Consider the following 26,566-nt stretch of genomic DNA (forward strand, 5'->3'; position numbering starts at 1 on the left):
TTCAATACGAGTTGCAGGTCTCCACACCGGGACTTTCTCTCCACAGGCCTGGGACGTTCTGTAGGAAATCCACGCTGTTCCGTTCCACGCCCGGTCTGAGCCACGCCCAGGCCCCGATTTTGCTTAACGGCATGCCCTTACCTGGATCGGTCGTGACGTCCACATCGCAGGGGACCTCACGCCGGGTGCCGCATGATTGAGTCGGCCCATCTCCACTATGCGCGGGGCGAGGCCACAGCCGTGAGCGTCCTTCCCGGCCCATCCAGGGCTCCGTGCATCCTCGTCGTTGACGACGATCCGGATATACGGTCGATTCTGCGCGATCGGCTCGCGGCCGAGGGCTACGCCGTGGAGACGGCAGCGGACGGCGCCGCGGCGCTCGAGGCGCTGCAGACGCAGGCGTACATCGGCGTGATGTTGGATCTCGGGTTGCCCGACATGGATGGCCTCGAGGTGCTGCGACAGCTTCGCCACTTCCATCCTGCGCTTCCCGTCATCATCATCACCGCCAATGAAAGCAGGACGCGCGAGGCGCAGGCCCTGGACCTCAACCCGCAGGCCATTCTCCTAAAGCCCTTCAATTTCTCGCTCCTCCAGGAGACCCTGGCCCGTTGCATCCCGCAAGACCGGTGAAGCACCCCGTCCGCATCCTCCTTTGCTCCCGGCGGCCTCGGTCCTGCCCAGACCGCGCGCGTGCCCGGACCGTACGCAATAACCGACAGGTCGTATCCGAACTGATAAGCAGGCTCTTCCTCCTGCACCGTCCCCGCTCAACGCCATGACTCGATCGTCTTCGCTCTTTCCCAGCAAGTCAACAGGTTCTGGTGTCAGCCCGGCTGCCCTGCTCCTGTCTGTCCCCTTTGGCACTACAATTGCTCCCCTCAAAGATGGGGATGAATTGGAAGGGTCGCAAGGCTACGCACCCACCAGCGAACCAGCTCGGTAAAGGAGGACTCACCATGGCGTGGGGAATTCTGTTCACGGCGCTGACCCTCTTCGGCATGCTCGTGCTGACCGTCGCCGCGCTCCTGCTCGACAGCGCGGCGGCTGACCAGAAGCCGGTCCGGCTCATCGAGCCGGACCCTGGCGCCAGCGCGGCGCGGTCGGCGTCGGCCGTGGGGCCGGCGGCCGATCCCTCCGCATCGAAGAAGGCAGCCTAGCCCAGACAAGGGTCATGCTACCGGCCTGTACCCCCGTCCGTTACCGTGACGGACGGGGCAAGTCAGGTGCCTCCATGGACCAGACGAAGCCACTGCAGCCACACGACGAGGCTGGGCCAGCCGGCTCGAGCGAACCCGAGGTCACCTTGCACCAGGCGAACGCGCTCAGGGCCTTGGTGGCCAAGATCGAGCGAGCGGAGCACGCGCTGCGCGACAGCGAAGAGCAGTTCCGCTCCGTGGTCGAGGCCGCGCCGGACGCGATCGTGGTGGCCGACCAGCACGGACGCATCGTGTCGTGGAACCGCGCGGCCCAGCGCCTGTTCGGCTTCACGCCGGACGAGATCCGGAATCAACCGCTGTGGTGGATCATCCCGCCGCGATTTCGGGAGGCCCATCGGCAGGGGCTGGAGCGCTACCGGACCTCGGGTGTGGCGCGGTTGCTCGGTCAGACCGTTGAGCTATTCGGGCTCCGCAAGGACGGGAGCGAGTTCCCGCTGGAGCTTTCGCTCACATCGTGGACGACGCGGCGGGGCACCTTCTTCAGCGGAATCATCCGGGACATCGCCGAGCGCAAGCGCGCGGAAGCCACGCTTCGCGAGCACGAGGAGCGGTTCCGGCAACTGGCCGAAAACATCCGGGAAGTCTTCTGGATGACCACGCCCGACAAGGACAAGCTGCTCTACGTCAGCCCGGCCTACGAAGAGATCTGGGGCCGGACTTGCAACAGCCTGTACGAGCACCCGCGGAGCTGGCTGGACGCCATCCACCCCGAGGACCGGCCCCGTGTCGAAGCGGCGGCCCTGACCAAGCAGGTGCGCGGAGCCTACCGCGAGGAGTACCGCATCGTGCGGCCGGACGGATCGCTCCGCTGGATCCTGGATCAGGCATTTCCGATCCGGAACGAGGCCGGCACCGTCTACCGTGTAGCCGGCATCGCCGAAGACATCACGGAGTGGAAACAGCTCCAGGCCCAACTCATCCAGGCGGAGAAGCTGGCCAGTCTGGGCACGCTCGTGTCGGGCATGGCCCACGAGATCAACAATCCCGTCCAGGGAATTCTCGGCATGGCCGAAATCATCCTCCAGGAGGAGGACTGCGCCAGGATCAAGGAGTGCGCCCGGGACATCGTCGAGTATTCGCAGCACGTGGCCACGGTGGTCCGCAACTTCTCCGCCTATGCCCGCCCCTCCGCGCAGGAGTCCGAAACCGAGCTGATGCTGTCCGATCGCTTGGCGGAGGCGGTCAAGATGGTCCAGCGGAGCCTCAAATTCGGCCAGGTCGAGATCGTGCTGCAGCTCGAACCCGTCCCGCCGATCCGGGCGCGCCGCACGGAGATTGACCAGATCTTCGTGAACCTCATCGCCAACGCCGTGCAGGCGATGGGCGGGCACGGCGTGCTCACCCTGGCCACGCAGCGGCGGGGCGACACCCTCTGCGTCCGGGTCTCGGACACCGGCTGCGGCATCCCGCGGTCCCTGCAAAGCCAGATCTTCGACCCCTTCTTCACCACCAAGGAGCCGGGCCAAGGCACGGGGCTGGGCCTGAGCGTCGCGCTCAAGCTGGTGACGAAGTACGGGGGCACCATCTGTGTGGAAAGCGAGGCGGGCCAGGGGGCGACCTTCGTGGTGCAATTCCCCGTTTCCCGGCCCGACACACCGGCAAAGGAGGAGTTCCATGATGAACCTGCATCGAGTCAGTCACGCCCCGGGGACGCCGGCCCGGCAGGGTCGCATCCTGATCGTGGATGACGAAGCCAAGGTCAGAAAGCCGATCGTCCTCACTCTGACGAAGGCCGGCTATGAAGTCGTCGAGGCTGAGAACGGGGAGGAGGGCATCCGGCTGATGAAGACCGGCGACAACCCGCTGATGGTGGACGCCATCCTGTGCGACATCCGCATGCCGAAGGTCGGCGGGCCTGAAGCCATCGGTTACTTCCGCACCCACTTCCCCGGCGTGCCGGTCGTGGTGATCACGGGTTACCCGGACGTCGAGCTCGCAGTGTCCCTCATGCGGCAGGGCGTGCTGGACTACCTCGTCAAGCCGATCGCCCGAGAGGACCTGCTGGCGGTCGTCAGAAAGGCCGTGGACCAGCACGTGATCCTGAAGGATCAGTTCACGACCTAGCGGCCGGTGGAGCCGCGATCTTGCCCTCCTCTCGGCTGAAGAGTAGACTCGGGGCGGCTGGGGCCTCGGGCGGCGACCAGCGGCGGCCAGCTCGGCCGCGCGAGCAGGGCGAGGAGACGCGATGCGGCCACGCATCCTCATTGTGGACGACGACCCCGATATCGTCGCGATGCTCCAGGATCGCCTACAGGCGCTGGGCTACGACACGCTCGTGGCCGGCGATGGCGAATCGGCGCTCGAGTCGGTCGAGCAGCAGACGCCGAGCCTCATGCTGTTGGACCTCGAACTGCCCAAGCTGCCTGGCCTCGGGGTGCTGCAGCGCCTCGCCGAGGGCCGGCAGGCCGGGGTGAACGGGTACGCCCTGCCCGTCATCATGATGACCGCCTTCGGGACCATCGCCCGGGCGGTCGAGGCCATGAAGCTGGGCGCCTGGGATTTCGTCACCAAGCCGTTCGACCCGGATCACCTCGCCATCGCCGTCCGCAAGGCCCTCGAGCGCGAGGTCCTCCAGCGACAGATCGAGTGCCTTCGCTCCGAGGTGGACGCCCGCTATGCGACCATCATCGGGAGCAGCGCCGCCCTCCGAGCGGTCGTGGACATCGCCCGGCGGGCCGCTGTCTCCGACGCCGGCGTGCTGCTGCTGGGCGAGAGCGGCACGGGCAAGGAGCTCTTCGCCCGCTCCATCCACCAGTGGAGCCCCCGCCGCGCCTTCCCCTTCGTCGTCATCAATTGCGTCGCCCTCACCGAGACCCTGCTCGAAAACGAGCTCTTCGGTCATGAAAAGGGTGCCTTCACCGGCGCCGACCGGCAGCAGAAGGGGAAGATCGAGCTGGCCGACGGCGGGACCGTCTTCCTCGATGAGATCGGCGACATGCCGCTGTCCCTGCAGGCCAAGCTCCTGCGCGTCCTGCAGGATCACGAGTTCACCCGGGTGGGCGGCACTCGGGTGGTGCGCGTCAACATCCGGGTGCTCGCGGCGACGAACCGGGACTTAAAGCAGGCGGTCCGGGCAGGCACGTTCCGGGAGGACCTGTATTTCCGGCTGAACGTGGTCAGCCTGACGCTCCCGCCGCTCCGGGAGCGGCCGGAGGATATTCCGGCGCTGGCAGACCATTTCCTAAAACGTCACGCGCGGGAGGCGAAGCGGCCGCACACGACGCTGACGCCCGAGGCGCTGGACGCCCTCCGTGCCCATGCCTGGCCGGGGAACATCCGGGAGCTCGACAACGCCCTCGCGCGGGCCGTCGCCCTCAGCCTGACCGACGAGATCGGACCCGCCGCGCTCGGCCTCGCCGGGCTTGAGCCGAACGCGGGCGACGAGCCCGCCTCGTACCGGGACCTGCCGTACCACGAGTCCATGGAGGCGCACAGCCGGGCGATCATCCGCCGCGCGCTCCAACGGGCCCGCGGCAATCAGACCAAGGCGGCCGACCTCCTCAAGCTTCAGCGCACCTACCTCGCCCACCTCATCAAGCAGAAGAACGTGCAGATTGACTCGGCGGTAGGCTCGTAGGACGGCGGCCGCGGTCAGCCCGCGCCAAAGGGCGGGGGCGAGCCCTTGCGCGGCGGGGCGGCCGCCCGCCGCGTGAACACCGCGCGGAGCCCGAAGTAGGCGAACGCGTCCTTGAGGTTCGAGTACAGCCGCTTGACGGCCCCCATTTCCTGGCTGGTCACGTACTCCAGCGTCAAGGCCACCCGTTCTTCCCCCTCCCCCAGCGGCGTGACGGCGTGCCAGAGCTTGTCGCCGTTGAAGATCACCAGATCCCCCGGCGCGGTGGCGAGCGAGAGTTCTTTCATTTCCCGCGACGGGTCGTCCTTGTAAAGCTGGCACACCAGCCGGCACCGCTCGGAGCGGTCCACCAGCCCCATCAAGATGGTGTACCGCGCGCCCTTGTAATAGGAGGTGTCGTAGTGAAAGCCGATGTGGTCGCCCGGCTCCGTATAGTAGTACAGCGCGCATGCATGCGGATCGTCGTCCGGGCAGAGCATGAGCCGCGCGCCCACCAGCCGGCCGAGAAAGTCCCGGAAGGCCGGCGAGCGATACAGCTCCAGGAAGACCGGCGCTTGCTCGAGGAGGGTGAAGTAGCTGACGCTCCCGCCCTTCTTGTGCTTGGGGATGTAGTTGCGGTTCAGCGCCGGCTTGAGGCGCTCCACCGCAGGGACCAGGCGGGCTTCCACGAACGCGCGCGGCAGGAACTGCGGCAGAAAGACGAACTCGTTCTGCTCCCAATATTCCCGGCGCACGCGCTCGAAGTCGAGCGACGCGATCGCCCGCTTGACGGCCTCGCCGACGGATGTCACGTCGGGTCCGATCATACCGCGTCCCGCTCTCTCCCTCTCTCGGCCCTTCGCCCCCAGCCCTCAGGCCTCGCTCACGGCGGCGTGAGCACCGGCGCCTTGACGACCTCCACGCCCGGCGGCACCGTGAACTCGAAGAGCTCGTTCTTGAGCCCGCTGTTGGGCTTGAGGCCGGTGAACTCGAACGTCGAGACGTTCCCGCTGATCTCGTGGATCGAGAGGCGCTTGATGAAATAGGTCTTCGGCTGCAGCTCCAGCACGATTTTCGCGACCGTCCGGACGGACTCGGGCACATCCGCCTTCGGAATCAGCGTCAGCTGCGGCAGCCCGCCGGCGCCCTTCGCGCCGTCCGTGGGCTGCACGTCAAACTGCTCCTCCAACCGCGCCATCCCCTGAAGCAACTGGAGCGGCGCCTGCGAGGCCGCCATCTGCGTGAGCTTGCCGACCAGCACCTGCTTGTGCTCCGGCACGTACATCTGCACGTCGTTGTGGTTGACGTAGATCTCCTCGACGTTCGGATGCAGGTAGTCCCACCGGAGCCGGCCCGGCTTCTTGAGGTAGAGCCGGCCGCTGGACTCGATCGGCGTGGTGAACCCCTCGATCCGGGTCTTCTGCGTGAAGTCCGCCTGGAGGTCCTTCGTCTGCTCGTAGCGCGCCTGGAGCTTCTTGACCGCCTCTTTGACCTCATCCGCCGCACCGGCGGCCACAACAGTGACCAGTGAAAGGTGAACGGCGAAAGGAAGAATCCAGAACCAGGTTGCACCGGGCTCCCGTCTTCCATTTTGCATTTTGCCTTTTACATCTTGCATGACATTAGGCCGGCTCGCCGCCGACCGGGCCGCGCCGCACCAGGACCTCCCGCCGCCCGTCCCGGCCCGGCGCCCCCACAATGCCTTCCTCCTGCATGCGCTCGATCATCCGAGCCGCCCGCGGATAGCCGACCCGCAGCCGCCGCTGGATCAGCGAGGCAGAGGCTTGGCCGGAGGAGATCACCAGGTCCTTGGCCTGCTCGTAGATCTCGTCCTTCTCCTGCGCCTCCGCCGCCTCTTCCTGCCGGACCGCCGCCTGCAGCTCCTCGCTGTACGCGGGGCTCGCCTGTTTCTTCACGAACTCGACCACCCGGTGGACATCCTCGTCCGCCACAAAGGAGCCGTGGACGCGGGTCAGCCGCCCCGTCCCGGCGGCTAGGTACAGCATGTCCCCCTTGCCGAGCAGGGCTTCCGCGCCGTTGGCGTCGAGGATCGTCCGGGAGTCCGTCTTCGAGGAGACCTGAAACGCGATCCGGGCCGGGAAGTTGGCCTTGATCAGCCCGGTCAGCACGTCCACCGAGGGCCGCTGCGTCGCCAGGACCAGGTGAATCCCCGAGGCCCGCGCCATCTGCGCGAGGCGCGCGATCTTCTCCTCGACCTCCTTGGGCGCGACCATCATGAGGTCGGCCAGCTCGTCAATCATCACCACGATGTAGGGCAGCGGCGCGGGCGGCGTCTGCCGCGGGCCTGCGCGGCCGGCCAGCTCCGGGGTCGCGCTCTCGCCGGCGGACAAGCGCTCCTCCTCGGACAGGTCCTCCATCGGCAGATCCTCCTGCCTGGCCGCGTCGTCGGCAGGCGACGCGGCCCTTCCCTGCGCCTGCAGGACCTGCCGGTTGTACGCGTCAATGTTCCGGACGCCGGCCTCGGCCAGGAGCTTATAGCGCCGCTCCATCTCCTGGACGACCCAGGTGAGCCCGCGCGCGGCGGATTTCGGGTCGGTGATGACCGGCCGGAGCAGGTGCGGCACCCCGTCGTAGGCCTGCAGCTCGAGCACCTTGGGATCCACGAGCAGCAGCTTGACTTCGTCGGGCCCCGCGTTGAACAGAAGGCTCAACAGCATGGAGTTCAGGCAGACGCTCTTTCCGGCCCCGGTCGCGCCCGCGACCAGCAGGTGCGGCATCGCCTTCAGGTCGGCGACCACGGGGGCGCCGAAGATGTCCTTGCCGAGCGCCAGGGTCAGCTTCGAGCGCGACCGGGTGAACGCCTCGCTGGTGATGACCTCCTTGAACGAGACGATCTCCCGGTAGGGGTTGGGCACCTCGATGCCGACGACCGACTTGCCCGGCAGGGGCGCGACGATGCGGAGGCTGGTCGCCTTCAGCGCGAGCGCGAGATCGTCGGCTAGGTTCACGATCCGGGCGACCTTCACGCCGGGCGCCGGTTCGAACTCGTACATCGTGACCACGGGGCCGGGCCGCACCTCGGTGACCTTCCCTTCGATCCCGAAGTTCTGCAGGGCGCGGGTCAGCACCTCGGACTGCGCCTTGAGCTGCTCGTCGGTGAGCCGCTGGGCCGGCTGGGGCGGCTCTTCCAGCAGCTCCCGGGGATCGGGGAGCACGTACCCCGTCGAGACCGAGAGGGTGACGACGGCCGGCGGCGCTTCCTCCATTGGAGCGGATGGGGCGGGGGATGCGGGGAGTGTCTCCGCGGTGGCCAGCGGAGCGAACTCCCCGAGCGCAGGCGCAGCCGTCGCCGCAGCCAGCTCTTCGACCGGAGCCCTCGTGATCGTGACCGGCTTCTCCTTCCGCTTCTTCTTGCCTTCCGCCTTCTTGTCCCGCTCGGCCCGGTCGGGCAACAGGGCCCCGAGGATCTCCGCGGCCCGGTCCCACCACGCCGACGTCCGCTGCGCCAGCTCGGCGAGCGACACCGGCGTGGCGAGCAACAGGGACACGGTCAGGCCTGCCAGCAGAATGATATGCGCCCCGGTGCTGGCGAAGTAACCCTTGAGGCCCTCGGCTAGGAGCGCCCCGCCTGCCCCGCCGGCCCGGCCCCGATAGACCAGCCCGCTGAACAGGGTCGGCACGGCCGTGACCTCGAGGTGCAGCAATCCGCTCAGGAAGAGGAGCGCGACGACCGCACCGGCTACACTTTTGGCGGTCAGCCGCAGCTCGCCCTCGAAGAAGCAGCGCGTGCCGAGCGAGACGAGCAGGAAGGGCAGTAAGTAGGCCCCCGCCCCCGCGAACCAGAAGAGGCCGGCTGCCAATGTGGCCCCGACCACCCCGATCATATTCCGGGTCTGGCCGGGCTGGCCGCCCGGCTCCAGCGGCGCCCCTACCAGCGGTGGGTCGGTCGGGGTGAAGGAAATCAGGCTCAGGAGGACCAGCAGGCTCAGGGTGATCAGGAGGACCCCGATCACCTCGTGTTTCCGATGGGACGATGGGCGGGAGGCGCCGCGGACCTCGCCTCGCCTCGCCGTGGTAGAAACCCCCATAGCCGGGAATGGTAACACAAAACGCGGAAGCTGTCAGCCGGCGGCGCCCGGTGCGCCACCAGCCGACCGGACAGCGATAGGCTCTGTGAGGAAGAAGCGCCTATCGCAGACCCAGCGGGAGTGGACGGAGATCACGCTCCTGCCCCTGTCTATCCGGCCTCACCCAGCGCGTCCGCCACCGCGGCGAACTCCAAGAGGCTTAGTGTCTCGGCTCGGCGCGACGGCTGGACGCCGGCGGTCTCCAGCGCCCGCCGGATCGCCTCGGGGGCCCACCCTTCGTCGCGGAGCGAGTTCGCGATTGTCTTGCGGCGGTGCGCGAAAGCGGCGCGGACGGTCCGGATGAAGGCCTCTTCATCTCGAACCGAGACCGGCCGCCGGCCCCGCAGCGTCAGCGTGACGACCGCGGATTCGACCGCGGGCTTAGGCCGGAAACAGTGCCGCGACACGGAAAAGGCCAGAGCCGGCGTTGAGAAGAACTGAGCCAGGACCGACAGCACGCCGTAGTCGGCCGAGCCGGGCGTCGCCACGAGCCGCCGCGCCACCTCCATCTGGAGCATCAGCACCAGCCGGTCGAGCCGGTCCCGCACCTCGAACAGGCGAAACAGGAGCGGCGTCGAGACGTAGTAGGGCAGGTTCGCGACAACGACCGTGCCCTTGGGCAGCGTCTCGTACGGAAACGTCAGCGCATCGCCGATCCGCAGCTCGAGGTTACCGCAGTCGGCCAGCGCGCCGGCCAAATAGGCGCCGAGCTTCGAGTCCAGCTCGACCGCGATGACCCGCCGCGCGGCGGCGCAGAGGGCCTTCGTCAGGACACCGCGCCCCGGCCCGATCTCCAAGACCGTGTCCGTGGAACCCAGCGCCGCCGCGGCGACGATCTTGCGGACGATATTCTGGTCGATGAGGAAGTGCTGGCCGAACCGTTTGAGAACCCGCGGGGCGGCAGGGGTGGTCATGGGCAGCGAGCTTGTCAAGATGGCGGGGGCCCCGGGTGGGCCGCGCGCTTCCTCAGGTCCTCCAGCAACGAGAGGAGAAAGGTCCGGTACTCCTCGGCCTCATCCTGCATCTCCTCCTGCAAATCGTTGGCGAAGGCGGGGCCGGTCCCCTTAGCCGAGAACCGCTGCGCCTCGGCCGCGCCGACCTGTTCGGCGAGCAGGCCGGCGGTCCGGGCCTTCCATTTCCTCATGGTCTCAATCCCGCGGATGGCGTTCAAGTCCTTCATCGCCTGGGCAACGATCTGATCCAGCTCCTTGACTTGCCGCCGAATCATCTCCATGGCGGAATCGGTGTGGCCGGGCATGCTCAACGCTCCTTTGACCGGAGCCGCCGGCCGTCGCCCGCTTGGACGGAGGACCGGTTGGCTCTCCCACGCCGCCGCGCTGCGAGCCGCGCCGCGAGCCGGGCCGCCGCGACCAGGCTGCCGCAGTCGGCCACACCCTGCCCGGCGATGTCGTAGGCCGTTCCGTGATCCACCGAGGTCCGGATGATGGGGAGGCCGACGGTCAGATTGACGCAGGTTCCGAAGGCTAGCAGCTTGAGCGGGATCAGCCCCTGGTCGTGGTACATGGCTACGACCGCGTCGTAGTCGCCGCGCGCCGCCTTGACGAACAGCGTGTCGGCCGGCAGAGGATCACTGACCGTGAGGCCACCGGCCCGCGCCCGGCGCACCGCGGGCAGGATGCTCGTGCGCTCCTCCCGGCCGAACAGGCCGCCCTCCCCGGCGTGGGGGTTCAGCGCCGCGACCCCGAGAGAGGGGCGCGGCACGCCGAACAGCTCCCGCATCGCCCGGTCGGCCAGCCGGATCGCCCGCCCCACACGCTCACGAGTCAGTGCCTGGGGCAGATCGCCGATCGCGACGTGGGTCGTGGTGAACATGATCCTGAGCGGCCCGCCGACGATCATCATCCCCACTTCCTGGCTCCCGGTCAGGTCGGCGAGCAATTCCGTGTGCCCCGGATAGGCATAGCCCGCGAGATTGATCGCTTCCTTGTTGATCGGCGCGGTCACGATCGCGTCCACCCGGCTGGCTTGCGCCAGACGGACGGCCGCGGCCACGAAGGCCACGGACGCGGCACCGGTGCTCCGAGCGACCGCCCCCATCCGCACCGGTCCCAACGGCCGGTCCAGCGGGTCCAGGACGGGCAGCGCGCCGCGGCGGCCGAGCCCGTCCTCCGGAGCCTCAATCGGGATGACGCGCAGCGGCAGCCGCAAGGCGCGGACCGTGGCCTCCATCACCGGGACGGAGCCGATCACGAGCGGGCGGCAGACGCGGGGCAGATCCCGGCCCGTGAAGGCCTTGGCCACCACTTCAGGCCCGATCCCCGCCGGGTCGCCCATCGTGATGCCGAGGATGGGCTTGTCCGCAGTCTGACGTGTCATGATGACGAATAAGCCTTCAGACTCGTCCTCCCGGCGACTGCCAGGATCCAGAAACGGCCAACTAGCCTCAGCCGGAACCCTGGCGGGTGCCGAGGGAACAGCCTTGGGGCGGCGGCTCGCTGATGGCTGATCGCTGACCGCTTCAGTTCATCCCGCCAGATAGATTGTGTACCCGATGTACAGCACCGCGCACCCACCGAGCAGCCAGGGCCGCCAGTGCCCGCCCCAGAACAGTTGCGCCAGGCTGAACGCGGCCCCGACCAGCGCGAGCCCCATGGTCGCCACAGCCGGCGGCGCCAGAACCCAGGACGTCCCGAGCAAGCCGACCGAAACGGGGAAGGTTGCCTGGAACACCATCGCCCCGGTGACGTTCCCCACAGCCAGGGCGTCCTTGCGCCGGTAGAGCCAGAGAAAGCTGTTGGACATCTCGGGCAGCTCCGTCGCCAGCGGCGCGACGAGCAGCGCGAGCAGCAGCGGGGAAACGGACAACGAGGCGGCGATGGACTTGACCGCCGTCACGAACAGGTGCGCGCCGGCGACCAGGGCGACCAGGCCGACCGTGCCCTGCAGCCCGATGATCGCATAGGCCGGCCGGGCCGACCGCCGCGCGAAGATGAGCGGATCGAGCCCGGATGGGCCAGCGTCAGGCTCCGCGGAGAACTTCTTGTAGGCATAGACGACGTAGAGCAAGACCAGCCCAGCGGCGACGACGTAGTGGACCGGCTTCGCCGGAACGAACGCGCAGGCGACGCCGAGCCCGTAGGCAACCAGGAAGAACCAGAGATCCATGCGGACCTCGCGGTAATCCAGCTTGAACGCCGGCGCCCGCTTGCCCAGCCGCGCGTACAGCAGCAGCAATCCCGCCAGGATCGGCAGCACCAGCGTGCTCAGCATGAACGGCGCCCCGAGGATCGCCCCGATCCCCACCTCCGCCCGTTCCTGCCCAGTGCCGAAGAAGATGGCGATGACGGGGATCGAGGTCTCGGGCAGCGTCGTTCCCACGGCCGCGAAGATGCTCCCGACCGCCCCCTCCGGGACCTTCAACCGCTTGCCGAGCCATTCAATCCCGTTCGTGAACAGCGCGCAGCCTCCGAGCGTGATGATCACGGAGGCCGCGAACATCGCGACGTACAGCAGGATCGTCACCGGGCCTCCGCTCTCTGCCCCTTATTGCCTTTGCGTTTCGCAAACGCCAACAGGGCTTCCTCCATGATCTCCCGAAGGGGGCGGCCCGTCCGCTCCGCGAGACGCCTGCAGTCCTGGTACTCGGGAGCCGCCTTGACCAGGCCCGGCTCAACCTCGGCCACCTTGACCCGCACCGCGCCGGCGCGCGTCCGGACGGACATAAGCCGGCGCGGCAGCACGCGCCGGTGCAGCTCCTGCAGTCGGACCCCGAGCGTGGTGGTCTCCCGTAGCACCGCGTCGGCGACCGCGTCGGCCCGCTCGGGCGGGGCCAGAGCTGCGAGCACCACCCCCGGCCGACCCTGCTTCATGATGACCGGCGTCAGCGTGACATCCAGCGCGCCGGCCTTAAAAAGCCGCTCCATCACGAGGTCGTAGGCCTGCGGGCTGAGGTCGTCCAGATTCGTCTCGACTTGGACCACGCAGTCGGTCCGGCCGATCGGGCTGGCGCCGCTCTCGCCGAGAAACACGCGGAGCACGTTGGGCCAACTCTCGGGATCGGCCCCGCCCGCGCCGTAGCCGACGGCGGTCGGGCGCATCGGCGGCAGCGGCCCAAAATCCCGGGTCAGGACACGCAACAGGGCCAGCCCAGTCGGGGTCGTCAGCTCATAGCTCGGCCCGTGACTGTACACGGGAATCCCGCGGGCCAGCGCGGCGACGGCCGGGCCCGGGACCGGCAGCGTGCCGTGGGCCGCCTCCACCATGCCGGCGCCCAGGTTCACGGCCGACGCCGTGACCCGCTCCACGCCCAGCAGGTGGCATCCCAGCAGCCCTCCCACCACATCCACGAGCGAGTCGATCACCCCGACCTCGTGGAACCGCACTTCGTGGCGCCCCACCCGATGCGCGACGCCCTCGGCGCCAGCCAGCCGCTCGAACACCTCCCGCGCCTGGCGCTTCACCCGTTCGGGCAGGCGGCTGGCCGCGAGGAGCCGATCAATCCTCCGCAGGCTCAAGGGCGACCGGAACCCATCCCGGATGAGGACGTCCACCTTCGTGGCATGCAGTCCGGCGCGCAGGACGCGCCGGGCCCGAAGGGTATAGCCATCGGCCGGCAACGCCTTGAGGCCCCGCGCCAGCTCTTTCAGCGGGAGCCCGGCGTCCACGAGCGCGCCGAGAATCATGTCGCCGCTGATCCCCGAGAAGCAATCGAAGTGCAAGTGCGTCATCGCGGCACCGGCTCCGAGACCTCTACGCAGAAACCTGCGGCCATCTTACACGGAAGCGAGCCTTCCCAGCAATGCGCCGAGGCGGCAACCGGCACGCCGGAACACAGCCGCCGCAGGCGGGTGGTTGACAGGGTGCACGCCCTATGTTATCCACGGGGCGGCGTTGCACCTCCGCAGGCAATCTGTTGCGACCCCACGGATCCGGATGCCGCTCGTTCCCAGTCAGCCAGGCTCCTTCTTCGCCCGCGCCAGGAGCGCGTACGCGCTGGCGGCGCTCGTGGGCACGCTCTGCCTGTTCTGCTTGCCGGACCAGGTCGCCGCCAAGCGCAAGCGCGTGCCCGTCAAGGAGCCTGATCTCAAGATCCTCGCCGTGACCCTCTCGCCGACCCCCTATTCCCCCCAGGAAGGCAGCCTGGACCTGTCGGTGCGCGTCCAGTTGCCCAAGGAGCTGGACGGCGCCTCGATCCTCGAAGTCTCGTCCTTGATCAGCTCGCCGTCCAAGCGCTCGATGCGATTTCTCTCCAAGCGCCAGCCGGTCGAGACCCCGTCGGCGGACGCCCCGGCCGACCCGGGCGCCGCGCCGAGGCAGCCCGCAGTCGAAACCGGCCAGCCAGGCGCCGGGGCGGGCTACGTGGACGTGACGCTGACGTGGGACGGAACCGACCAGAGGAAACAGGTCGTCGGGCAGGGCGAGTACCATTACGAAGTACGGGCTAAGCTCCTGGCCTCCGGCGACAATGGCATCCGCACGCAGATGGTTTCCTGGCCGAAGCGGGGCGTCCTCGAAGTGAAGTGATCGGTGATGAGTGATGCGTGCTGGGGCGTGCCTGAAGAATTCTTCTCATCACTTCGCTGATCGCCCATCACCCTTCCCGCTTTCCTCCCAGGATGTTGATCCGGTGCGCCAGGCAGCCGGCGCCGAACCCGTTGTCAATGTTCACGACGCCGACCCCGGCCGCGCAGGAGTTTAGCATCGTCAGGAGCGCCGCGAGTCCTCCGAAGCTTGCGCCGTAGCCCCGGCTGGTCGGCACGGCGATGACCGGCCGGTCGACCAGCCCGCCCACCACGCTGGGCAGCACGCCGTCCATGCCGGCGACGACGACGAGCACGCGCGCCTGCCGCAGCCGCGCGTGGCGGTCCAGCACGCGATGCAACCCGGCCACGCCGACGTCGTGGAGCACGCTCACCCGGCTGCCCATCACCTCCGCCGTCACGCGCGCCTCCTCCGCGACGGGCAAGTCGGCGGTTCCCGCCGTCACGATCAGGATGTCCCCCTTCGGCCTCGCCTTCTGCGTGCGCACGACGACGGTCCGGGCTAGCTCATGGTAGGTGGCGCGCCGATCTAGCTTGGCCAAGGCCGCCGCCACCTCTGGAGTCGCGCGGGTGGCGAGCAGCGGCCCACCCCGCTTGAGGAGCCCCCGCGCAATCGCCGCGACCTGCTGGGAAGTCTTCCCCTCACAGAAGATCACCTCGGGAAAGCCCTGGCGCAGCGCACGATGGTGGTCCACCGAGGCGAACCCCAGGTCTTCATACGGGAGGGACCGCAGACGCTCGAGCACCTGCGGCACGTCGGCGCGCCCGGCCCGCAAATCCTGCAATAGCCGCCTCAGGCGAGTCAGCTCCATCGCGTCACCCGGCGCTCCCGTCCAGCTCATCCTTGGCAGCCCGCTCCATGAGGTCGGCCACGGCCCGGGTCGGGGCCTTGCCCTCGAAGAGCACCGCACAGACCTCGCGCACGATGGGCATGTCCACCCCGTAGCGCTGCGCCAGGCCCCAGGCGGCTCGCGACGTCCGCACGCCTTCGGCGACGGTCCGGGTCTCGCTCAGGACGCGTTCCAGCGAGTCCCCCCGTCCCAGCCGCACGCCCACCGCGTGGTTCCGGCTGAGCGGGCCGGTGCAGGTCAGGACGAGATCGCCCAGGCCGGATAACCCGTAGAAGGTCCTGGGGTCGGCTCCCATGGCGGTGCCGAGGCGGATCATCTCGGCGAGCCCCCGCGTGATCAGCGCCGCACGAGCGTTGTGCCCGAGCTCCAGGCCGTCCACGACGCCGGCCGCGACGGCCATGACGTTTTTGAGCGCCCCCCCGAGCTGCACGCCGATCAGGTCGGCGCCCGCGTAAACCCGGAAGACCGGCGTCATCAAGCAGGCCTGGAGGCGCCGGACCAGGGCGGCGTCCTGTCCGGCCAACACGACCGCGGTCGGCTGCCCGCGGGCGACCTCGATGGCGAAGCTCGGGCCAGAGAGCACCGTCAGCCGGCGGCCCATGCCGGACGGCAGCGTGTCCTCTATGACCTGGGACATCAGTGCAAAGGTGGTCTCCTCGATGCCCTTGGTGGCGCTGATCAGCGGCACGGGCTCCGTCAGCAGCGGGGCCATTCGTTCGAGCACCGAGCGGGCGGCATGGGAGGGAACGGCGAAGACCAGCAGGCTGCAGCCACAGACGGCCTCCGCCAACACGTTGGTCGCCGATACCGGCGCCGGCAGGCTGACGCCAGGCAGAAACAGTTGGTTCTCCCGTTTCCCGCGGATCGCTTCCACCACGTCCGGCTCGTAGGCCCAGAGCCGGACCTGGTAGCCCTTGCCCGCCAGGTGCTTGGCCAGCGTCGTGCCCCAGGCGCCCGCCCCGACAACCGCGATCTGCTCGATCGGTTCTTCGTCACCGGTCATACGTCCGTCCTCGCCCCTCCTCCCTGGGAGCCGGACCGTCAGGGCACCGATCGGAGCCCGCAGCGAGCCTGCTCGCAGACGATCGCCTCGGCCAGGGCCGCCAACATCTCATCCACGCCGCGATCCAGGGCCTGCCAAACGCCGGGATCATACCCCCCCCTCCCGCGCGATGTGGTGCCCGGCCGACCGGGTGGGCACCGTGACCTCGTAGGTCCAGAGGACGAGCCCGGTCTCGACGCCCACGACCTTGGCTAGGACAGAGACGGGCGACAGCGCAGCGCCGCTCTCCGCGAACATCCGCTCGGCGAGGTCGGGGGTGACGATTCGGTACAGCACCAGCGCGTCGGCCCCGACCAGCCGGCCCAGCGACACGAGGCTGTCTTCGGCCGCCGGCTGGGCATACTGCCAGTGCTGCTCCGCCTGGACCGACGGCAGGTCCGTCCGCTCGGCGACCTGGCTCCCGAGGACGGTCTGGAAGAGATTCGCCGTTCTGGACTCCAGCTTCGCATAGGCGGTGGCGAGCATGCGGTCCGTGGTGTACGGCACAAGGATGGCGACCCGCGCCGGCTGCACGCCCAAGGCCGGGACGCGCTCAGGCTTGGTCGTCCGCGGCTCACCGCCCGTGGCGCAAGCCGAGAGGACCGCGACGAGGAGCACCCCCCAGACAACCGGGCCTGGCGAGCCGAGCCACGCCGCGGGTGAGCCTCCAACCCCCTTGCGAGCGCGCGCCCTTCCTGTCACGGTTCCCATCTCACAATTCTCACAATGCGCCTCTTATCGCACAGACGCCGCCCGACTGTCTATTATGGCTGGCCGACCCCTGGAACACCCGCCATCCCCTGGACGGGCAGGCTCGGACAGGATCGGCGAGCCGCAAGCTCGAACTGGAATCCTGGCGCGATTCCAGGTAGGCTTCAATTCCGACGCTGCCGACGAGGTCGCCGATGAGCCTCTGCAGCCATTGCGGGCAATCCCTGCCGGAGGAGAGCCGGTTCTGCATCCGCTGCGGCCGTGTGGTGTGGCCCGGCGCAGGTTCCACACCGGGTAGCCGTGAGGCTGAAGCGATGAACATGACGGCACTCTACGTCATGGTCCTCTGCCTCGTCCTGGCGGCGCTGTTTCCCCCGTGGGAGACCCCGCCGGGGCAGCCGCCGGAATTCTTGGGCTTCCACTTCGTCCTGAACCCACCGCGCCTGAAGGGGAACGGAACGGGGGTCATCAGCCGCGCCCTGATGACGGTCGAGTTCGTCACGATCGCGGTCGCGGGCTTTTACGCTTCGTGGCTGTTGCGGTCCCGCCCGAAGTGACGGCGCACCTGACCGGGGACCGGGCGAGCCGCAAGGCTCTCGGCGCGGGGAGGAGTAGCTATGCCTCAGGAACGAGCCACGGACCGTGCCGCACCGCGGCCCCGCACGCTCGCCGTGGACATCGGCGGGAGCGGGATCAAGGCGATGGTCCTGGACGCGGACGGACGGCCGCTGACCGAACGGGCCCGCGTGGCGACCCCGCGGCCGGCAACGCCGGCGGCGGTGCTCGCCGCCGTGGTCGCCCTCGCCAAGCGACAGGGCGAGTTCGAGCGCGTCTCGGTCGGCTTCCCCGGCGTCGTCCGGCACGGGATCACCCGCACAGCCCCCAATCTCCATCCCTCGTGGGCCGGCTTCCGTCTGGCCGAGACCCTGGCCAAGCGGCTCGGCAAGCCCGTCCGCGCCGCCAACGACGGCGACGTCCAGGGTTACGGCGCGATCGAGGGCCGGGACGTCGAGCTGGTGCTCACCCTCGGAACCGGCCTCGGGTCGGCCTTGTTCGTGGACGGTGTCCTGGTGCCGAACCTGGAATTGGCCCACCATCCGTTTGAGGACGGCAAGACCTATGAGCAGCGGCTCGGCAACCGGGCGCTCAAGCGGGCCGGAGTCAAGAAATGGAACAAGCGGCTACGGCGGGCCATCGCGCAGCTTGAGCAAGTCTTCAACTACGATCGGCTCTTCATCGGGGGCGGAAATGCGGAGAAGATCACGGGCGCGCTGCCGCCGAATGCGAAACTCGTGTCCAACCGCGCCGGCCTCCTCGGGGGTATCGCCCTGTGGCGGGAGGACGCGAAGACCGCGGGACCACGTTAAGAGTCAATCGAGCGCGAGCGTGAGGCACTTGGCCGAGCCACCGGCCTTCATGAACTCGTCGAGCAGGACGGGGTGCGACCGGTAGCCCTTCGCCGCCAGCATCCGCATCGTCTCGGGGCAGCCGGTCGGCAGCACCACGTCCCGCCCGACGCAGACCGCGTTGCAGGCGAACCGGAGGGCCTCGGCGGCGGGCACGACGAGCCGCCGGTCGGCGGGGACACGGTCGGCGATGACGGCTTGGGCATAGGGGTCGAAAGCTGGCGGGTAATACAGCAGCTCGCCGCTGCTCAACGGGCAAAAGCAGGTATCGAGGTGGTAGAAACGGCTGTCCACCAGCTCGACCGGGATGATCTCCTGCCCGAAGATCTCGCTCAGCCGGACGTAGGCCCGGATGTCCGACCGTTGCCGGTACCCCCCGAACCAGAGGCCCGGCCAGCCGAGGAGATCCCCCGCCCCCTCAAAGTACAGGTCCCCGTCCAGCCGGACCACCTCATACCCGTGGTTCCGGAACCAGGCTTCGAAATATCGCTCCTCGCCCTGCCGCTCCGGATGCCGGAAGCGGCTCAGCACGGCGAGGTGGCCCATCACTGCGCCCGCGTTGGCGGTGAAGACCAGGTCGGGCTGCTCCGGCACCGGCGCCATCCGCTCCAGCGTGACGCCGATGTCCTTCTCCAGCACGGCCATCAGGCCCTCCCACTGCTCGCGCGCGCGGGGCGGATCCACCCGATTGGACCGGCGCATCCAGGGGTTGATCTCGTAGTCAATGCGGAAGTAGTCGGGTGGGCAGACCAGGAACCGGCTCATACCCCCTCCGCAGAACCTATCACGCAGCACCTCGCCGACGTCCGCAGGACTCAGCCCTTCCAACCCAGCTCGCGGGCCAGCTCGCGGAGGAACGAGGCCGCGTCCATCACGAGGCCGACGGCCTGGAAGCTCCCGCGGTCAGCCAGCTTGGTCGGGACGGCGGGATTCACGTCCACGCAGACCGTGGGGACCGTCGCCGGCAGCAGGTTCCCGGTCGCCACGGCATGCAGCGTCGAGGCGACGAGCAGCGCGAGGCTCACGCCGGGTAGCGCCGCCCGCATCGCCGCCTGCGCCGCCATCGTGTCCGTGATGACCCCGGGGAGCGGACCGTCGTCCCGGATCGAGCCGGCGAGGACAAAGGGCACGCCGCGACGGACACAGGCCGCCATGATCCCGTCGGTGATCACGCCGGTCTCGACCGCCCGTTGGATGCTCCCGATCGCACGGATGCGGTTGATGGTGCGGAGGTGATGCTCGTGCCCGTGGGGCACCGCGCGCCCGGCCGCGAGCGCATAGCCGAGGGAGGTGCCGAACAGGTGCGCCTCCATGTCGTGGGCCGCGAGCGCGTTGCCGCAGAACAGGAGGTGGATGAACCCCGCGTCAATCAACCAGGCGGCGGCCTCGCGGCCGCCGGCGTGGATGATGGCCGGCCCGCCCACCAGTAAGACCTTCCCGCCCGCCTCGCCGTGCCGCTCGCGCGCCTCGCGAATCGCCCGCATGCGGCGGGCGATGTCCGCGATGATGTGGGTGTGAGGGCGCTCGGCCGACACCTGCGCCTGCATGAAGCTGAAGACGTCCCGCTCCTTGGGCCGCTCCAAGGGAAGCACCCGGATCCCCTGCCGGCCCGTGACGATCAGGTCGCCGCGCTGCACCGCGCCCATGGGGATGGCGCGGGCGGAGGCCAGACCGGGGTCCACGCGGATCCCCAGGTCCATTTCGATGGCCTCGACTTCCACCCATCGCCCCTGCAGACAGACCTGAGTGGGAAAGTGGCTCGTCGCATAAAACGCGTCCGGGAACACCCCGTCGGCCGGGGCGGGCTCGACCGTACAGTCGCCTTCGCGCTCGACCGAGGCGCCGTGCGGCTGGATCGCGCGGAGAATCTCGGCCAGCAGTTCCGGCGTAGCCGCCTGGACCACGATCTTCGCGTGGGACGGCTCCTCCCTGGTCTTCCCGATTCGCACCTCGCTGAAGTCGAAGGTGCCGCCCATCATCAGGATGGTATCCAGCACCTTCGCCAGGATCAGCGAGTCGATGATGTGGCCCTGGAGAACGACGGTCTCTTGAGAAGCGGCCATACCGACCTCAGCGTTCGACGCTCAGCCGTCAGCAGTCAGCCCGCACCCGATTCCTCCCCGCGAATGCCTCGCGACGAGCCGACCGCCGTCGGTCCGCCGATTCTACCACGCCGCGCGCCCCTGGCCTCTAGTCCGTTTTCATCAGCTCGCGGAGCACGTTGGTGGCGTAGGCGCCGGGAGGGAGGGTGAACGAGAGGGTGAGGACCGAGCCGTCCAGCGACCAGTCCAGGTCCCTGAGCGGGACGCGCAGGGCGCGGCGCTCCCCGCGGAATCCGCAGGCGGCCGCCGCCCGGCGGAGGGAGTCCGGCGTGGCGCCGAACTCGCGGGCGACCGCCAGCTCGATGGCGCCGGGCTCGCCAGTCGCCCAGGGTGCGCGCGAGCCGAACAGTGGACCCGTGGGGCTGATCTCGAAGGCCGCGGCCCGGGGTTGCTCGCGCTCCGCGTCCTCGACCGGAAAACAGGCGCCGTTCGCATGCTTGATGGCCCAGTCCCCCGCCAGCACCCGGTCGAGCCGGTCCAGCCGACGCGCGAGCACCCGGTTGAAAAGCAGCGACTGATACGCGTGCAGGTACCAGAGACGCTTGGACCGCGGCATCCTCGCCCTGCGCGCGGCATCGCCCAGCAGCTCGGCTCCCCGCTTGTAATTGAGGCCGCCTCGGCCCTGTCGCTGCGGGCCGAAGAAGTTCGGGACCCCGCGCGTCGCCAGGGTCTCCAGGATACGCGGGACCGACGTGGGCGCCCAAGGCGCCACGTCCCGGACGATCAGGCGGAACCGGTTCCCGGCATGGTGCCCAGTCCGCAACCGGTTGCGGTGCCGCCCCAGCACCTGCACCGCCAGGATCTGCGCGTCCGGCTTGAGCCGCCCCGCCGCGTCCGGGGACAACCCCTGCACCGAGACCATCTGGGTGGCAACCGCCCGCGCGTCCTTGAGCCCGGCCACGCCGATCCCCATCATCTTGACGCCGAACGTGGAGGACAGCCGCTTCACCAGGTCCGGCGTGGAGAGCCCGCGCTTCGTGATGCGCAGGTAGAGATGCTCGCCTTCCCCGCAGGGCAGGTACAGGGGACACTCCTCCACCTGGAAGTCCTCCGGCTGTGCCCGGATAACCCCGCCGATCCCGGGAATCTCCCTCGTCAGATGGGGTAGCACTTCGGTTGAGAGCCCTGCTGGATTCGGGATCATCATGGTATACTAGCCGCAGCCACTAAGGGCCGCCCCTTCATGAAGCGCCACGTAATGACCGTGCTTGCCCTGCTCGCCTGGACCTGGACCGGCGCGGCGCCCGCAGCCGTCGCCGAGACGGGAGACCCGGCCGACGTGTTCGGCCGCTTCACGGCGCACATCGGCGAGCAGATTCAGTCCGACAAGCGCACGTTCCTCGACGCCCAGCTCTGCACGGAATGGTTCTACAAGCAGCGATACCAGAAGCCGCCGCGCCCGGAAGTGGAGGGCGTGTCCTGGCCAGCCCGCTCGACCCGTCAGCGACCGACCTTCGCCTCGGCTGAATGCGAGACCCGGTACCCGGGCGGACTCGAGTCGGCACGGGACGATTTCAGCCGGCGGCAATCCACGCTTTCCATCAGCCTGACGTTTTACGAGCTGGCCCTGGTGGGCGACCGCAACGACGACCAGCGGTACAGCGCGGCGGAGTTGCAGGACATCCTCGAGTCGTTCGGCCTGCCCTACGACGCGCTACTGGCACCCTCGGCGCACTTGTCCGTGTTGAACGCCAAATTCGACGCCCTCCGCCGAGCCGGGGACATCGAGCCGCTGATAGCCAGCTTGGGGACCCTGTTCGACCGCGGCTACCGGTTCACCGAACAGGACATGGCGGCCCTGAACCGGGTTTCCGGATGATCCCCCAGCACGTTCCCTGGCCCCGACGGGCCTGGTTTGTCCTGACCCACAAGGTCGAAAACCAAGTCGTTCGGCTGCATAACGTGGTGCCCTGGCTCGAAGTGGGGCTCTCTCGGCCCGCCTTCTCCAGGCTCGCCTGCCGGTCCGCGCCGCTGGCCGGCCGGCGGGCCATCCACATCACCGACCTGCACCTGAACGTGTATCGGCCCCGGCACGACCGGATACTCGCCGACATCGCCCGCGCGCATCCGGATTGGATCTTCGTGACGGGAGACCTGCTGAGCCTGCCCAGGTCGCTGCCGCATCTGTTTCGCTTCCTGGCCGGGTTGCGGCAGATCGCCCCAGTCTATCTCACGCTGGGCAATCACGACCACCTCAGCCGCATCCCGCCTGACCGGTTCAAGGATCTGGCGGACCGGCACAAGCTGACCCTGCTGATCAACGAAACGGTGTTCGTCCCGCTTCGAACCGGAGAGCTGTCCGTCGTCGGCCTCGACGATCCCACCCTGCATCGGGCGGACGTCCGCTGTATTCCGCCGCGAGCGCCGGATCGGTTCACCGTGCTGCTGGCCCACGCGCCGGCGGTCTTGGACCTGCTGGACGGGTCCCACGGGGTGGACTTGGCCCTGTGCGGGCACAGCCACGGCGGGCAATGGCGGCTCCCCGGCATCCGGCCGTTCTGGATGCCCTATGGCTGTCGCGGGCGGGTCGCGGGCCTCCACGAGCGCAACGGCCACTGCCTCTACGTGAATCGCGGGCTTGGCTGGTCGGGGCTGCCCATCCGTCTGAACTGCCCCCCGGAGATCCTGCAGATCGAATGGTCGGAGTGAGCAGGCTACCCCAGCCGCTCCAGTGCCTCGCGTGCCCGGCTGCGCACGGTCTGATCCCAGTCCTCCTTCGCCACCTCGGCCAGCTTCTCCTTTGCCTCCACGGCGCGCATCCGCCCCAGGGCCAGGGCGGCGCAGCCCCGGACGTAGGCGTGGTCATCCTCCAGGGCCTTCAGCAGCAGGGGGACGGCCCGCTTGTCGCGGAGCACGCCCAGGTGGCTTGCCGCCATCCCGCGAATGCGATGCTGCTTGTCGCCCAGCGCGGTCTGAAGCGTCCTCGTGAACAGCTCCGCCATCGCCGGCGCGACGCGCTCGAGCCCCTCCAGCTCGTAGTCGTTCAACTCCACCAGCTCGAAGGCCAGCTCGAGCCGCTTCTCGGGCGAGGGCTCCCGCTCGAAGCGCGCGATGAGCCGCTCCCGCCGGCGGCGGACCAGCCGGCGGCGACGGAGCTTCCGCACCACAGCCAAGACGACCGCGCCCGCCGCCGCGGCCGCAAAGGCAAGCGGGATGCCCCGTTCGACGATCTCGTCGCGGGTATCGAGCGGAATCCGCTTCCACAGCCACACGCCCGCCACCACGACACCCACCAAGAGGAGCGCCACGATCAGATTGGGCTGGCTTTGCCGCGTCTGCGTAGCCATCGGACCCGCATCATAGCAGGAGGCGGAAAACGTCTGCCAGCGGAGTTCGGCACACCCGACCTGGCGCCGACCGGAGAACCTGCCTTGACTGTTATTCTAACTAGTACTACCATGAGCGCGTTCATGGACCTCCCCGACTTCAAGGATGACCCCTACCTCAAGGTGCTCCGCCCGCTCGTGGAGGCATACCTCGCCTTCTCCCGGGAGGACAACCGGCACATCCGGTCCATGCACCTGACCCCCTCCCAATTCGACGTGATCGCGACATTGGGCGACACGGACGGCATGACCTGCTCGGAGCTGTCCGCGGCCACGCTGGTGACCAAGGGCACGTTAACCGGGGTCCTGGACCGCCTGGAGCGGAAGGGGCTCATCCGTCGCGACCCAGTCGCCAGCGACCGGCGCTGCAGCCGGATCTGCCTGACCGAGAGAGGCGCAGCGCTGTTCCGCAAGACCTTCGCCGCTCACGCGGCGTTTCTCCGGCCCTATTTCGAGCGGGCCCTCACGCAGAAGGAGGCCGATCAGGTCCGAGCCCTGCTCTTGCGCATCCGCGACAGCTTCCGGCAGGCCAAGCCCGCTTGAGAGGCGGATCGGCTTCGTTGTCCACTGGGAGGCGACTGCCATGCGATTATCCAGCCTGCCCGCTTGCCCGATGCTCCTGGCCCTGCTCGTGGTCGCGTCCATGGGTGCGTCTGCAGCCGACCCCGTCATGTCATCGAACAGGCCGGACCAGCAAGCCGGGGCGGCCGCCATTGAGCGGGGGTGTTACCTCGTCAAACTCGGGGGGTGCAACGATTGCCACACACCGGGATACGCCCAATCCGGAGGAAAGGTTGACGAGGCACGATGGCTGGTGGGCGACACGCTCGGCTGGCGCGGGTCCTGGGGCACGACCTATGCGTCCAATCTCAGGCTCTACATGCAGACCCTCTCGGAAGACCAGTGGGTCCAAGTCGCTCGCACCCTGCGAACGCGCCCCCCCATGCCGTGGTTTACGCTTCGGGGTCTCCACGAGCACGACCTGCGCGCGATGTACCGGTTCATCAAGCACCTCGGGCCGGCCGGTGAGCCGGCGCAGGCTTACCTCCTGCCGGACCAGGAGCCGCCGCAACCCTACGTCCAGTTCCCGCAATCTCCGCAATGACTCGGCAAGCGCGCCGCGACGATGCGCCTGACTATCCTCGGCTCTGGCACCAACGTCCACCCCGCGCGGGCGGCCGCGGGCTACCTGGTCCAGACCGACCAGACACTGTTGCTGGACTTCGGCCCGCGGACCCTGATGAACCTCATAAAAACAGGGGTGGACCGGCATCGGATCCGCACCCTGCTCTTCTCCCACTTCCACGCCGACCACTTCTCGGACTTCATCACCTTCTTCTTCGACGCAGCGTTCTACTCCAAGTACGTCGGGACGCGGCCGGACCTCACGATCATCGGGCCGCGCGGCACGAAGCGGCTCTTTCGCGCGATCCTGAAGGCATTCCCTGGATTCGGTAGTGCCGCGTTCCGGGTGCGCCTGCGCGAGGTCGGCGACCGGAGCTTCATGCTCGGCGAGACCCGGGTCACGCCGCGGACCGTGGTCCACAGCCCGCGGCTGCACTGCCTGGGCTATCGGATCGAGCACGAGGGCCGGAGCCTGGTCTACTCAGGCGACTCCGAGTACTGCGCCGCGCTGGTCGGCCTGTGCGAGGGCGCGGACGCGGCGGTCCTGGACTGCTCGTTCCCCGAGAGCCGGCCCGGGTCGGGGCATATGCATGCAGGTGAATGCGGACGCGTGGCCGCTGAGGCTGGCATCGGCCGGCTCGTGCTCTCGCACTTCTATCCGGCCGCCGAGCGGGCCGACGTGAAGGCGCAGGCAGGACGGCGATTCAAAGGAAGGATCGTGACGGCGAAGGACTTGTTGTCGCTGGAAGTGTGAGCGGTGCGGGCTACCCGCCTGATTCGCATTCGTCCGGCTTCCGCCCGTCCAGAATGCTCATGAACCGCGCGAGCCGCGTTTCCTTCACGCCTTCGTCCAGTTTGTGGTAGATCGCGATCAAGTTCTTGAGCGTGCGGACCAGGATCGCGCGCGGGGAGCTGCGCTGCAGGTACTTCTGGTCGAAGCCGTACCCCGCCTGGATGAGAAACCGGGCGCAGTCCTTCTCGGTGAGCAACGCGCCGGCGTTGAAGCAGTCCACGAAGACCTTGTAGCGCTCCGAGTCGAACTTCACGAGGAAGTGCCCCGGCATGCCGATCCCGTACACCGGCAGGCCGAGCCGCTGCCCCACGAGGAGATAGACGGTCGAGAGGCTGATCGGGATGCCGGTCCGCCGGTCGAGGACCCGGTTGAGGTAGCTGTTGTCCGCCTCGTAATAGTTCTTGCTATTCCCCCGGAAGCCCTGCTCCGTAAAGAGGTAGCGGCTCATGGTCTTGACCGCTTCCTCGCCCGACACGCGTCGGCCCATGCGATCCCGGATCTCGGCCGCCATCTCGTCCAGCCGGCGCCGGTACAGGCCGACGTCCAGCGTGGGGTAGGCGTAGCGCGCGATCAAGAAGGCGCCCGCCTCGAGATCCACCTCCTGATTCGGACAGGCGGCGAGTTGCCGCATTTCCTCTTCCAGCCGGTTCCCGCGGATCTCGTCGAGCACCTGCTCGACCCGGCGCGACAGCTCCGGCTGCTCGATCTCCGCTTCCAGGAGCAGCGGGACGGCGCTCTCGCCGACCTCGACCAGCTTGTCGCGGATCGTCCGCACGATGCGCTCGCTGTCATCGGACAGCAGCCGGATGAGGGCTTTGATCTGACTCTCACTGATGGCCGCCATCGTC

The 26,566-nt window shown here is 68.6% G+C and carries 29 protein-coding genes and 1 pseudogene; 14 read left to right on the forward strand and 16 right to left on the reverse strand.

Features of this window, described 5'->3' with window-relative positions; genetic code table 11:
- The first annotated feature begins 192 nt into the window (after positions 1-192).
- From ACWHYQ_RS18925 to ACWHYQ_RS18945, 5 genes are all read left to right on the forward strand, one after another.
- A complete protein-coding gene (locus tag ACWHYQ_RS18925; RefSeq protein WP_447973646.1) occupies positions 193-633 on the forward strand; it encodes a response regulator transcription factor in 441 nt (146 codons plus the stop codon).
- Between the two features lie 326 nt (positions 634-959).
- Entirely contained in the window at positions 960-1,160 is a 201-nt protein-coding gene (locus tag ACWHYQ_RS18930; protein WP_447973647.1) for a hypothetical protein, read from the forward strand.
- Positions 1,161-1,234: 74 nt separating this feature from the next.
- Complete coding sequence (locus ACWHYQ_RS18935; RefSeq protein WP_447973648.1) at positions 1,235-2,908, forward strand: PAS domain-containing sensor histidine kinase; 1,674 nt, start codon at positions 1,235-1,237, stop codon at positions 2,906-2,908.
- Positions 2,835-3,284 (forward strand): response regulator, encoded by a 450-nt coding sequence (locus tag ACWHYQ_RS18940; protein WP_447973649.1) that lies wholly within the window; start codon positions 2,835-2,837, stop codon positions 3,282-3,284. Before ACWHYQ_RS18935 ends, ACWHYQ_RS18940 begins: the two co-directional genes overlap by 74 nt.
- 121 nt (positions 3,285-3,405) lie before the next feature.
- Entirely contained in the window at positions 3,406-4,797 is a 1,392-nt protein-coding gene (locus ACWHYQ_RS18945) for a sigma-54-dependent transcriptional regulator (protein WP_447973650.1), read from the forward strand.
- A gap of 14 nt (positions 4,798-4,811) precedes the next feature.
- Here the strand turns inward: ACWHYQ_RS18945 and ACWHYQ_RS18950 are convergent, their stop codons facing one another.
- The 8 genes from ACWHYQ_RS18950 to larC all read right to left on the reverse strand — a co-directional run bounded on the left by ACWHYQ_RS18950 (position 4,812) and on the right by larC (position 13,549).
- A complete protein-coding gene (locus ACWHYQ_RS18950) occupies positions 4,812-5,600 on the reverse strand; it encodes a 2OG-Fe(II) oxygenase (protein WP_447973651.1) in 789 nt (262 codons plus the stop codon).
- Between the two features lie 56 nt (positions 5,601-5,656).
- The gene (locus ACWHYQ_RS18955) at positions 5,657-6,289 is read right to left on the reverse strand and encodes a LolA family protein (protein WP_447973652.1); all 633 of its coding nucleotides are present in this window, start codon (positions 6,287-6,289) and stop codon (positions 5,657-5,659) included.
- Positions 6,290-6,395: 106 nt separating this feature from the next.
- Positions 6,396-8,822 carry a DNA translocase FtsK 4TM domain-containing protein gene (locus ACWHYQ_RS18960; protein WP_447973653.1) on the reverse strand — a complete coding sequence of 809 codons (2,427 nt, stop codon included), beginning with the start codon at positions 8,820-8,822 and terminating at the stop codon, positions 6,396-6,398.
- Positions 8,823-8,971: 149 nt separating this feature from the next.
- Positions 8,972-9,775, reverse strand: a complete 804-nt coding sequence (gene rsmA, locus ACWHYQ_RS18965) for a 16S rRNA (adenine(1518)-N(6)/adenine(1519)-N(6))-dimethyltransferase RsmA (protein ID WP_447973654.1) — start codon at positions 9,773-9,775, stop codon at positions 8,972-8,974.
- Positions 9,776-9,789: 14 nt separating this feature from the next.
- Complete coding sequence (locus ACWHYQ_RS18970; protein WP_447973655.1) at positions 9,790-10,119, reverse strand: hypothetical protein; 330 nt, start codon at positions 10,117-10,119, stop codon at positions 9,790-9,792.
- A 2-nt stretch (positions 10,120-10,121) separates the two neighbouring features.
- Positions 10,122-11,198: a 4-hydroxythreonine-4-phosphate dehydrogenase PdxA gene (gene pdxA / locus ACWHYQ_RS18975; protein WP_447973656.1), complete on the reverse strand. Its 1,077-nt coding sequence runs from the start codon at positions 11,196-11,198 to the stop codon at positions 10,122-10,124.
- Positions 11,199-11,345: 147 nt separating this feature from the next.
- The gene (locus ACWHYQ_RS18980) at positions 11,346-12,344 is read right to left on the reverse strand and encodes a sodium:calcium antiporter (RefSeq protein WP_447973657.1); all 999 of its coding nucleotides are present in this window, start codon (positions 12,342-12,344) and stop codon (positions 11,346-11,348) included.
- Positions 12,341-13,549, reverse strand: coding sequence for a nickel pincer cofactor biosynthesis protein LarC (gene larC, locus ACWHYQ_RS18985; RefSeq protein WP_447973658.1), 1,209 nt, complete (start codon positions 13,547-13,549; stop codon positions 12,341-12,343). Before larC ends, ACWHYQ_RS18980 begins: the two co-directional genes overlap by 4 nt.
- Positions 13,550-13,754: 205 nt before the next feature.
- On the opposite strand from larC, the gene ACWHYQ_RS18990 reads away from it, so the two are divergent.
- Complete coding sequence (locus tag ACWHYQ_RS18990; RefSeq protein WP_447973659.1) at positions 13,755-14,345, forward strand: hypothetical protein; 591 nt, start codon at positions 13,755-13,757, stop codon at positions 14,343-14,345.
- Between the two features lie 67 nt (positions 14,346-14,412).
- Here ACWHYQ_RS18990 and larB read toward each other — a convergent pair whose 3' ends face one another.
- The 3 genes from larB to ACWHYQ_RS19005 form a co-directional block, all read right to left on the reverse strand.
- Positions 14,413-15,174: a nickel pincer cofactor biosynthesis protein LarB gene (gene larB / locus ACWHYQ_RS18995; protein ID WP_447975603.1), complete on the reverse strand. Its 762-nt coding sequence runs from the start codon at positions 15,172-15,174 to the stop codon at positions 14,413-14,415.
- A gap of 4 nt (positions 15,175-15,178) precedes the next feature.
- Complete coding sequence (locus ACWHYQ_RS19000; RefSeq protein WP_447973660.1) at positions 15,179-16,216, reverse strand: NAD(P)H-dependent glycerol-3-phosphate dehydrogenase; 1,038 nt, start codon at positions 16,214-16,216, stop codon at positions 15,179-15,181.
- Between the two features lie 147 nt (positions 16,217-16,363).
- Positions 16,364-16,966 carry a hypothetical protein gene (locus ACWHYQ_RS19005; RefSeq protein ID WP_447973661.1) on the reverse strand — a complete coding sequence of 201 codons (603 nt, stop codon included), beginning with the start codon at positions 16,964-16,966 and terminating at the stop codon, positions 16,364-16,366.
- Positions 16,967-17,160: 194 nt separating this feature from the next.
- On the opposite strand from ACWHYQ_RS19005, the pseudogene ACWHYQ_RS19010 reads away from it, so the two are divergent.
- The 3 genes and pseudogenes from ACWHYQ_RS19010 to ACWHYQ_RS19020 form a co-directional block, all read left to right on the forward strand.
- Positions 17,161-17,226 (forward strand): annotated as a pseudogene (locus tag ACWHYQ_RS19010) (zinc-ribbon domain-containing protein); the annotation flags it as partial.
- Between the two features lie 54 nt (positions 17,227-17,280).
- Positions 17,281-17,523 (forward strand): hypothetical protein, encoded by a 243-nt coding sequence (locus ACWHYQ_RS19015; protein WP_447975620.1) that lies wholly within the window; start codon positions 17,281-17,283, stop codon positions 17,521-17,523.
- Positions 17,524-17,583: 60 nt separating this feature from the next.
- Positions 17,584-18,333, forward strand: coding sequence for an ROK family protein (locus tag ACWHYQ_RS19020; protein WP_447973662.1), 750 nt, complete (start codon positions 17,584-17,586; stop codon positions 18,331-18,333).
- Between the two features lie 3 nt (positions 18,334-18,336).
- Here the strand turns inward: ACWHYQ_RS19020 and ACWHYQ_RS19025 are convergent, their stop codons facing one another.
- From ACWHYQ_RS19025 to truD, 3 genes are all read right to left on the reverse strand, one after another.
- A complete protein-coding gene (locus tag ACWHYQ_RS19025; RefSeq protein WP_447973663.1) occupies positions 18,337-19,137 on the reverse strand; it encodes a dimethylarginine dimethylaminohydrolase family protein in 801 nt (266 codons plus the stop codon).
- A 50-nt stretch (positions 19,138-19,187) separates the two neighbouring features.
- Positions 19,188-20,435: an ornithine cyclodeaminase gene (locus tag ACWHYQ_RS19030; protein ID WP_447973664.1), complete on the reverse strand. Its 1,248-nt coding sequence runs from the start codon at positions 20,433-20,435 to the stop codon at positions 19,188-19,190.
- A 127-nt stretch (positions 20,436-20,562) separates the two neighbouring features.
- A complete protein-coding gene (gene truD, locus ACWHYQ_RS19035) occupies positions 20,563-21,621 on the reverse strand; it encodes a tRNA pseudouridine(13) synthase TruD (RefSeq protein WP_447973665.1) in 1,059 nt (352 codons plus the stop codon).
- A gap of 36 nt (positions 21,622-21,657) precedes the next feature.
- Between truD and ACWHYQ_RS19040 the strand changes: the two genes are divergently transcribed.
- Both ACWHYQ_RS19040 and ACWHYQ_RS19045 read left to right on the forward strand, forming a co-directional pair.
- Positions 21,658-22,293 carry a hypothetical protein gene (locus ACWHYQ_RS19040; RefSeq protein WP_447973666.1) on the forward strand — a complete coding sequence of 212 codons (636 nt, stop codon included), beginning with the start codon at positions 21,658-21,660 and terminating at the stop codon, positions 22,291-22,293.
- On the forward strand, positions 22,290-23,123 hold the full coding sequence (locus ACWHYQ_RS19045; protein ID WP_447973667.1) for a metallophosphoesterase: 834 nt from the start codon (positions 22,290-22,292) through the stop codon (positions 23,121-23,123). Before ACWHYQ_RS19040 ends, ACWHYQ_RS19045 begins: the two co-directional genes overlap by 4 nt.
- 5 nt (positions 23,124-23,128) lie before the next feature.
- On the opposite strand, the gene ACWHYQ_RS19050 is transcribed toward ACWHYQ_RS19045, so the two are convergent.
- Positions 23,129-23,761 carry a HEAT repeat domain-containing protein gene (locus ACWHYQ_RS19050; protein WP_447973668.1) on the reverse strand — a complete coding sequence of 211 codons (633 nt, stop codon included), beginning with the start codon at positions 23,759-23,761 and terminating at the stop codon, positions 23,129-23,131.
- A 123-nt stretch (positions 23,762-23,884) separates the two neighbouring features.
- Between ACWHYQ_RS19050 and ACWHYQ_RS19055 the strand changes: the two genes are divergently transcribed.
- From ACWHYQ_RS19055 to ACWHYQ_RS19065, 3 genes are read left to right on the forward strand one after another with little or no spacing between them, the layout of a single operon-like run.
- Complete coding sequence (locus tag ACWHYQ_RS19055) at positions 23,885-24,343, forward strand: MarR family winged helix-turn-helix transcriptional regulator (RefSeq protein WP_447973669.1); 459 nt, start codon at positions 23,885-23,887, stop codon at positions 24,341-24,343.
- A gap of 40 nt (positions 24,344-24,383) precedes the next feature.
- A complete protein-coding gene (locus ACWHYQ_RS19060; protein ID WP_447973670.1) occupies positions 24,384-24,905 on the forward strand; it encodes a cytochrome C in 522 nt (173 codons plus the stop codon).
- Positions 24,906-24,926: 21 nt separating this feature from the next.
- The gene (locus ACWHYQ_RS19065; RefSeq protein WP_447973671.1) at positions 24,927-25,679 is read left to right on the forward strand and encodes an MBL fold metallo-hydrolase; all 753 of its coding nucleotides are present in this window, start codon (positions 24,927-24,929) and stop codon (positions 25,677-25,679) included.
- A gap of 10 nt (positions 25,680-25,689) precedes the next feature.
- On the opposite strand, the gene ACWHYQ_RS19070 is transcribed toward ACWHYQ_RS19065, so the two are convergent.
- Positions 25,690-26,562: a SirB1 family protein gene (locus ACWHYQ_RS19070; RefSeq protein WP_447973672.1), complete on the reverse strand. Its 873-nt coding sequence runs from the start codon at positions 26,560-26,562 to the stop codon at positions 25,690-25,692.
- Positions 26,563-26,566 lie beyond the last annotated feature (4 nt).

This window comes from Nitrospira sp. Kam-Ns4a, assembly GCF_965152595.1.

What these genes read in the sequence shown, in the direction of transcription:
- ACWHYQ_RS18925 (WP_447973646.1), top strand. Translation starts at nt 193, where the DNA reads ATGATTGAGTCGGCCCATCTCCACTATGCGCGGGGCGAGGCCACAGCC.
- ACWHYQ_RS18930 (WP_447973647.1), top strand. Translation starts at nt 960, where the DNA reads ATGGCGTGGGGAATTCTGTTCACGGCGCTGACCCTCTTCGGCATGCTC.
- ACWHYQ_RS18935 (WP_447973648.1), top strand. Translation starts at nt 1,235, where the DNA reads ATGGACCAGACGAAGCCACTGCAGCCACACGACGAGGCTGGGCCAGCC.
- ACWHYQ_RS18940 (WP_447973649.1), top strand. Translation starts at nt 2,835, where the DNA reads ATGATGAACCTGCATCGAGTCAGTCACGCCCCGGGGACGCCGGCCCGG.
- ACWHYQ_RS18945 (WP_447973650.1), top strand. Translation starts at nt 3,406, where the DNA reads ATGCGGCCACGCATCCTCATTGTGGACGACGACCCCGATATCGTCGCG.
- ACWHYQ_RS18950 (WP_447973651.1), bottom strand. Translation starts at nt 5,600, where the DNA reads ATGATCGGACCCGACGTGACATCCGTCGGCGAGGCCGTCAAGCGGGCG.
- ACWHYQ_RS18960 (WP_447973653.1), bottom strand. Translation starts at nt 8,822, where the DNA reads ATGGGGGTTTCTACCACGGCGAGGCGAGGCGAGGTCCGCGGCGCCTCC.
- rsmA (WP_447973654.1), bottom strand. Translation starts at nt 9,775, where the DNA reads ATGACCACCCCTGCCGCCCCGCGGGTTCTCAAACGGTTCGGCCAGCAC.
- ACWHYQ_RS18970 (WP_447973655.1), bottom strand. Translation starts at nt 10,119, where the DNA reads ATGCCCGGCCACACCGATTCCGCCATGGAGATGATTCGGCGGCAAGTC.
- pdxA (WP_447973656.1), bottom strand. Translation starts at nt 11,198, where the DNA reads ATGACACGTCAGACTGCGGACAAGCCCATCCTCGGCATCACGATGGGC.
- larC (WP_447973658.1), bottom strand. Translation starts at nt 13,549, where the DNA reads ATGACGCACTTGCACTTCGATTGCTTCTCGGGGATCAGCGGCGACATG.
- ACWHYQ_RS18990 (WP_447973659.1), top strand. Translation starts at nt 13,755, where the DNA reads ATGCCGCTCGTTCCCAGTCAGCCAGGCTCCTTCTTCGCCCGCGCCAGG.
- larB (WP_447975603.1), bottom strand. Translation starts at nt 15,174, where the DNA reads ATGGAGCTGACTCGCCTGAGGCGGCTATTGCAGGATTTGCGGGCCGGG.
- ACWHYQ_RS19000 (WP_447973660.1), bottom strand. Translation starts at nt 16,216, where the DNA reads ATGACCGGTGACGAAGAACCGATCGAGCAGATCGCGGTTGTCGGGGCG.
- ACWHYQ_RS19005 (WP_447973661.1), bottom strand. Translation starts at nt 16,966, where the DNA reads ATGGGAACCGTGACAGGAAGGGCGCGCGCTCGCAAGGGGGTTGGAGGC.
- ACWHYQ_RS19015 (WP_447975620.1), top strand. Translation starts at nt 17,281, where the DNA reads ATGAACATGACGGCACTCTACGTCATGGTCCTCTGCCTCGTCCTGGCG.
- ACWHYQ_RS19020 (WP_447973662.1), top strand. Translation starts at nt 17,584, where the DNA reads ATGCCTCAGGAACGAGCCACGGACCGTGCCGCACCGCGGCCCCGCACG.
- ACWHYQ_RS19025 (WP_447973663.1), bottom strand. Translation starts at nt 19,137, where the DNA reads ATGAGCCGGTTCCTGGTCTGCCCACCCGACTACTTCCGCATTGACTAC.
- ACWHYQ_RS19030 (WP_447973664.1), bottom strand. Translation starts at nt 20,435, where the DNA reads ATGGCCGCTTCTCAAGAGACCGTCGTTCTCCAGGGCCACATCATCGAC.
- truD (WP_447973665.1), bottom strand. Translation starts at nt 21,621, where the DNA reads ATGATGATCCCGAATCCAGCAGGGCTCTCAACCGAAGTGCTACCCCAT.
- ACWHYQ_RS19040 (WP_447973666.1), top strand. Translation starts at nt 21,658, where the DNA reads ATGAAGCGCCACGTAATGACCGTGCTTGCCCTGCTCGCCTGGACCTGG.
- ACWHYQ_RS19045 (WP_447973667.1), top strand. Translation starts at nt 22,290, where the DNA reads ATGATCCCCCAGCACGTTCCCTGGCCCCGACGGGCCTGGTTTGTCCTG.
- ACWHYQ_RS19050 (WP_447973668.1), bottom strand. Translation starts at nt 23,761, where the DNA reads ATGGCTACGCAGACGCGGCAAAGCCAGCCCAATCTGATCGTGGCGCTC.
- ACWHYQ_RS19055 (WP_447973669.1), top strand. Translation starts at nt 23,885, where the DNA reads ATGGACCTCCCCGACTTCAAGGATGACCCCTACCTCAAGGTGCTCCGC.
- ACWHYQ_RS19060 (WP_447973670.1), top strand. Translation starts at nt 24,384, where the DNA reads ATGCGATTATCCAGCCTGCCCGCTTGCCCGATGCTCCTGGCCCTGCTC.
- ACWHYQ_RS19065 (WP_447973671.1), top strand. Translation starts at nt 24,927, where the DNA reads ATGCGCCTGACTATCCTCGGCTCTGGCACCAACGTCCACCCCGCGCGG.
- ACWHYQ_RS19070 (WP_447973672.1), bottom strand. Translation starts at nt 26,562, where the DNA reads ATGGCGGCCATCAGTGAGAGTCAGATCAAAGCCCTCATCCGGCTGCTG.